We start from the raw sequence: 4,800 nt of genomic DNA, 5'->3' as shown, positions 1-4,800 counted from the left end.
CGACTGAATATTTCAACACACGGTTTACCTCTACATCCGTCAGCGTAAACTGAGGAAGATGAGAAGTGAGCACGTTACGCTACACTTTGGTGGTGAATGGCTCTGTATATGGTAGCCAATCGGCGCGAACGGCGTATCAGTTTGCTACCGCATTGATAGAGAAAGGACATACCTTAGTGAGTGTCTTTTTCTATCAAGATGGTGTTACCAATGGCACTGAGCTCACCGTGCCTGCTAATGATGAATTTCATTTGACCAAAGCATGGCAACAGTTGGCAAAGCAACATAATGTAAGGCTGGAGACCTGTGTCGCTGCCGCACTGCGTCGCGGTGTTGTGAGCCAATCTGAGGCCGCGCAGCATGGTCTGTTGCAACATAATCTGGCGGAAGGGTTCGAACAAGCAGGTTTGGGCAGTTTGGCAGAAGCGATGTTAACCCAAGATAGAGTGGTACAATTTTGAGTCAGTTAACGTATCTCTTTCGCACCGCGCCACACAGCAGCTCTTCTGGTAGAGAAGGCGTTGATGCGTTGCTAGCGGCCTCCGCGTATTGCGAAGCGATCAGCGTGGTCTTCATCGGTGATGGTGTCTATCAGTTGCTGGCAGGTCAGCAAACGGCCTCCATTCTGTGTAAAGATTATGCGCCAATGTTCAAGTTATTTGATTTGTACGATATTGAGCACGTGTACGTTTGCCAGCAATCGCTGCAGCAACGTGGCTTAACGAGTGAAGATTTGCTCATTGAGGTCGAGGTGGTTGACACTGCGCGGCTACAAGGTGTTCTTCATAACTCGGCGCAACTGCTTTCATTCTAAGGAATCTCATGCTTCATTTGATTAAGAGCTCTCACGCCTTGGAAGAGGCTCTACTCCTCTGCACTGCATCTGACGCCATCGTCTTATTGGAAGAAGCGGTTTATGCCGCCACATCTGTGCACCCATTGCGGTCACTCTTACCTAAACAGGGCGTTTATGTGCTACACGCTGATGTACTGGCAAGAGGCCTTGAATCGCGACTAAGCACCAATATTCCCATCGTGGACTACCACCAATTGGTTGATTTAACGGTGGAACATTCACCTTCACTAACGTGGTCGTAACCCATTCTTCTGTGTTTGTAGAGGAGAGGAAAACGAGTTGGACAAAAAAGATCCGTATATTTCTTGACACACTTCTCACTGCTGCATAGAATTTTGCGTCCCTAACTCGCTTGCGTGGTTGGGGATTAGATTTTTCACAAAGCTTACTTTAAGTAAATCAGGAGCTAGTTAATGGCAACTATTAACCAGTTGGTACGCAAGCCACGTGCGAAGCAAGTTGTTAAAAGCAACGTGCCAGCACTTGAAGCGTGCCCACAAAAACGTGGTGTATGTACTCGTGTTTACACAACTACACCTAAAAAACCTAACTCAGCACTTCGTAAAGTTTGTCGTGTACGTCTGACAAACGGCTTCGAAGTAACATCGTACATCGGCGGTGAAGGTCACAACCTTCAGGAGCACTCGGTTGTTCTTATCCGTGGTGGCCGTGTTAAAGACCTTCCAGGTGTTCGCTACCACACAGTACGTGGTGCACTTGACTGTGCAGGCGTGAACAACCGTAAACAAGGTCGTTCTAAGTACGGTGTGAAACGTCCTAAGTCTTAATGCCCTTCTTGTTACAAGAGAAGCGTTAAGTAAGGCCAAACACTAAAATTAAATTTTAATTTTGAAGAAACTGAAAAGTTTTGGATAACCTGAAGAATAAGACAACGGAGAATATCCATGCCACGTCGTCGCGTTATTGGTCAGCGTAAGATCCTTCCAGATCCAAAGTTCAAATCTGAACTGCTGGCAAAATTCGTTAACATCCTTATGGTTGACGGTAAAAAATCTGTTGCAGAGAAAATTGTTTACACTGCACTAGACACTATGGCTGAGAAATCTGGTAAAGATCACTTAGCTGTATTTGAAGAAGCTCTTGAAAACGTTCGCCCAGCGGTAGAGGTTAAATCTCGCCGTGTTGGTGGTTCAACTTACCAAGTTCCAGTAGAAGTACGTCCGGTTCGCCGTAACGCACTTGCTATGCGTTGGTTGGTTGAAGCTGCGCGTAAGCGTGGTGAAAAATCTATGGCTGCTCGCCTAGCTGCTGAAATGCTAGACGCGTCAGACAACAAAGGTACTGCTGTTAAGAAACGTGAAGACGTTCACCGTATGGCAGAAGCGAACAAAGCATTCGCTCATTACCGCTGGTAATACCTTCTGTGCTGCGAGGTCCTCTCGCAGCACTTTTCTACACTCTAAGGAATCCCTTAGTAAGAGGATACAATCGTGGCTCGTAAAACTCCTATTGAGCGCTACCGTAATATCGGTATCTGTGCTCACGTAGATGCAGGTAAAACAACCACAACTGAGCGTATTCTGTTCTACACTGGCCTTTCTCACAAAATCGGCGAAGTTCACGATGGTGCTGCAACCATGGACTGGATGGAGCAGGAGCAGGAGCGTGGTATTACAATCACATCTGCTGCGACTACGACCTTCTGGCGTGGTATGGAAGCACAATTCCAAGATCATCGCGTAAACATCATTGATACCCCTGGACACGTTGACTTTACTATCGAAGTAGAGCGTTCTCTTCGTGTACTTGATGGTGCTGTGGTTGTGTTCTGTGGCTCATCTGGTGTTGAACCTCAGTCTGAAACTGTATGGCGTCAAGCAGACAAATACCACGTTCCACGTATGGTATTCGTTAACAAGATGGACCGTGCAGGCGCAGACTTCCTACGCGTTGTGGACCAAATTAAAAATCGTCTTGGTGCAAATCCTGTTCCGATTCAACTAAACGTTGGTGCGGAAGAGAACTTTAAAGGTGTCATCGACCTAATCAAGATGAAAATGATCAACTGGAATGAAGCCGATCAAGGCATGACCTTCACTTATGAAGAGATTCCAGCGGACATGATCGAACTTGCTGAAGAATGGCGCAACAACCTTGTTGAAGCGGCAGCGGAAGCAAACGAAGAGCTAATGGATAAGTACCTTGAAGAAGGTGAGCTGACTGAAGCTGAGATCAAACAAGCCTTACGTGCTCGTACACTAAACAACGAAATCGTACTTGCTACTTGTGGTAGTGCGTTCAAAAACAAAGGTGTTCAAGCGGTATTGGATGCAGTGATCGAATACTTACCATCGCCAATTGATGTTCCTGCTATCAAGGGTATCGACGAAAATGACAACGAAGTTGAGCGTCATGCTGACGACAACGAGCCGTTTTCTGCGTTGGCATTCAAGATTGCAACTGACCCATTTGTAGGAACGCTAACCTTTATTCGTGTCTACTCTGGTGTAGTAAATACAGGTGATGCTGTTTACAACTCCGTGAAGCAAAAGAAAGAGCGTTTTGGACGTATCGTTCAGATGCACGCGAATAAACGTGAAGAAATTAAAGAAGTTCGCGCAGGTGACATCGCAGCAGCGATTGGTCTGAAAGACGTTACAACGGGTGATACCCTCTGTAACTCAGACCACAAAGTGGTCCTTGAACGAATGGAATTCCCTGAGCCAGTGATTCAAATCGCGGTTGAACCGCGTTCGAAAGCTGACCAGGAGAAAATGGGTATTGCACTAGGTAAACTGGCTGCAGAAGACCCATCATTCCGCGTAGAAACGGATGCGGAAACTGGTCAGACGCTGATCTCTGGTATGGGTGAACTACACCTAGATATCATCGTTGATCGCATGAAGCGCGAATTCAGCGTGGATTGTAACGTAGGTAAACCTCAGGTTGCTTACCGTGAAACTATTCGTGGTAAATCGGAAGTTGAAGGCAAGTTTGTTCGTCAATCAGGCGGTCGTGGTCAATATGGTCACGTGTGGATCAAACTTGAACCTTCTGAACCTGGTGCAGGTTTTGTCTTTGTTGATGAAGTGGTTGGTGGTGTTATTCCTAAGGAATACATCAGTTCGGTATCGAAAGGTATCGAAGAACAAATGAATAGTGGTGTACTAGCGGGTTACCCAGTACTCGACATTAAAGCGACACTATTTGACGGTTCTTACCACGATGTCGACTCGAGCGAAATGGCGTTTAAGATCGCTGGTTCGATGGCATTCAAGAAGGGTGCTCTAGAAGCGCAACCTGTTATTCTTGAGCCTATGATGAAGGTTGAAGTAACCACTCCAGAAGACTGGATGGGTGACGTGGTGGGTGACTTGAACCGTCGCCGCGGCATCATTGAAGGTATGGATGAAGGCGTAGCTGGTCTGAAGATCATTCGCGCTCAAGTGCCACTCTCTGAGATGTTTGGTTACGCTACCGACCTGCGCTCTGCGACTCAAGGTCGTGCCTCTTACTCGATGGAATTCTTCGAGTATGCAGAAGTGCCTAAGAACATTGCGGAAGCAATTGTCGCAGAACGTGGCTACTAATCGGGAGTATTGATCGTGAAAAAGGTTCTTTTTTGCAGATCAATACGTCCAAATATTGCGCTGACGAGCGTTGGCGCATAAAATAACAATTTCTGGCGCGTCTCGATCAATTCTGATCGTGGCGAATCATAACTAGGAAGGAACACGAACGTGTCTAAAGAAAAATTTGAACGTGTAAAACCGCACGTAAACGTTGGTACTATCGGCCACGTTGACCACGGTAAAACAACTCTAACTGCAGCTATCTGTACTACTCTTGCAAAAGTTTACGGCGGTGCTGCTCGTGACTTCGCATCAATCGACAACGCTCCAGAAGAGCGTGAGCGTGGTATCACAATCTCTACTTCTCACGTAGAGTACGACACTCCAGCTCGCCACTACGCACACGTAGAC

Annotated in this window: 7 protein-coding genes; all 7 read left to right on the top strand. The window is 46.7% G+C overall.

The features are described 5' to 3' along the window. Positions 1-65: 65 nt before the first annotated feature. The gene (gene tusD / locus CIK04_RS01885; RefSeq protein ID WP_038963473.1) at positions 66-461 is read left to right on the top strand and encodes a sulfurtransferase complex subunit TusD; all 396 of its coding nucleotides are present in this window, start codon (positions 66-68) and stop codon (positions 459-461) included. Next, positions 458-814, top strand: coding sequence for a sulfurtransferase complex subunit TusC (tusC, locus tag CIK04_RS01880; RefSeq protein ID WP_038963472.1), 357 nt, complete (start codon positions 458-460; stop codon positions 812-814). Before tusD ends, tusC begins: the two co-directional genes overlap by 4 nt. Before the next feature lie 8 nt (positions 815-822). Next, positions 823-1,098: a sulfurtransferase complex subunit TusB gene (tusB, locus tag CIK04_RS01875; protein WP_039450006.1), complete on the top strand. Its 276-nt coding sequence runs from the start codon at positions 823-825 to the stop codon at positions 1,096-1,098. 171 nt (positions 1,099-1,269) lie between these two features. Next, positions 1,270-1,644 (top strand): 30S ribosomal protein S12, encoded by a 375-nt coding sequence (rpsL, locus tag CIK04_RS01870; protein ID WP_011079315.1) that lies wholly within the window; start codon positions 1,270-1,272, stop codon positions 1,642-1,644. Between the two features lie 117 nt (positions 1,645-1,761). Further along, a complete protein-coding gene (rpsG, locus tag CIK04_RS01865; protein WP_011079316.1) occupies positions 1,762-2,232 on the top strand; it encodes a 30S ribosomal protein S7 in 471 nt (156 codons plus the stop codon). A gap of 75 nt (positions 2,233-2,307) precedes the next feature. After that, positions 2,308-4,407, top strand: coding sequence for an elongation factor G (fusA, locus tag CIK04_RS01860; RefSeq protein ID WP_097353442.1), 2,100 nt, complete (start codon positions 2,308-2,310; stop codon positions 4,405-4,407). 150 nt (positions 4,408-4,557) lie between these two features. Beyond that, on the top strand, positions 4,558-4,800 hold a 243-nt coding region (locus CIK04_RS01855), incomplete at its 3' end, for a GTP-binding protein (RefSeq protein WP_325205690.1).

The sequence above is a fragment of the Vibrio sp. 03_296 genome, from assembly GCF_002265885.1.
This window is presented reverse-complemented; position numbering and strand designations above follow the sequence as displayed.